This window comes from Shigella sp. FC1967 (genome assembly GCF_001743005.1).
Taxonomy (GTDB): Bacteria; Pseudomonadota; Gammaproteobacteria; order Enterobacterales; family Enterobacteriaceae; genus Proteus.
This window is the reverse complement of record NZ_MIIZ01001160.1, coordinates 1-573: the sequence shown is the minus strand read 5'-3', so window position 1 is coordinate 573 and position 573 is coordinate 1. Positions and strand designations below refer to the sequence as shown.

Annotated in this window: 1 pseudogene; it reads right to left on the bottom strand. The window is 45.5% G+C overall.

What is annotated here, in order from left to right:
• Positions 1-573, bottom strand: a pseudogene (locus BHE89_RS19590) (RNA-guided endonuclease TnpB family protein); the annotation flags it as partial.

Below are 573 nucleotides of genomic sequence, written 5' to 3'. Positions count from 1 at the left end.
CTGACATTTTATGACCGCAGCAATGACAGGTTTTCGAACTGGCAAACCATTGATCCAGTTTTACCAGATGGACGCCTTTTTCTGCGGCTTTATATTCCAGCTTTGTGATAAAACCATGCCAGCCTGCATCACCGATAGCGCGAGCCAGACAGTGGTTTTTCATCATATTCGCCGATTTCAGTGTCTCTACAATTACCGCTTGGTTTTCGTCAACAATTGCACGAGAGAGTTTGTGTTGAAATCAGCACGGGCATTGGCTACCCGTTCGTGTACACCTGCAAGCTGTATTCGGGCTTTACGGCGATTAGCACTCCCCAGTGTGATACTTTTCAGCGCCCCCGTCATTTCACGATGTAAACGCGCTTCAATCGGTGCGATTTTCGGGATTTTTATCGCGCCATCAATGACTTTGATCCCGACACAATGATAGCTAGATTGTCTGCCATGCTTACTTTTAAACGTGGGAAAACGGGCTTTTAGTTTCGGATTAAAAAAGTTGGAGAAAGCCACGTCAAGGTTAATCACCGCCTGCTGCAATGCAATAGAATCATATTCTTTAAGCCACCCATATCT